This window comes from Pantoea sp. B9002, from assembly GCF_013385945.1.
GTDB lineage: Bacteria > Pseudomonadota > Gammaproteobacteria > Enterobacterales > Enterobacteriaceae > Pantoea.
Map to the genome: position 1 here is coordinate 1 of NZ_JACAPA010000162.1, position 374 is coordinate 374.

General features: G+C 66.6%; 1 protein-coding gene. It reads right to left on the bottom strand.

The features are described 5' to 3' along the window. Nucleotides 1-374: methyl-accepting chemotaxis protein (locus HX773_RS25660; RefSeq protein ID WP_255433344.1), on the bottom strand; the 374-nt coding region annotated here is incomplete at both ends.

A 374-nucleotide genomic window follows, 5' to 3' on the forward strand; every position in this document is an offset into this window, starting at 1 on the left:
ATCCAGCCCCGAGTTGACCCGTGCGGTGGCATCGGCGGCGGACTGGCAACTGGCCTGGGTGTTTTCCATGGCCGCCACCGAGGAACTGACGCCCTGGGTCAGGCGGGTCAGCATTTCATTGATTTCCGAGGTGCTGGCCTGGGTCCGGGCGGCGAGGGCGCGGACTTCATCGGCCACCACCGCGAAACCACGACCCTGTTCCCCGGCGCGTGCCGCTTCGATGGCCGCGTTCAGCGCCAGCAGGTTGGTCTGCCCGGCGATAGCGCCAATCACGCCGAGGATCTCGGTGATGCGCTGGGCATCCTGTTGCATGCTTTCGACCTTATGCGTGGCGCTGGCCACTTCATCGATCAGCGCGACCACGCTGCCGGACG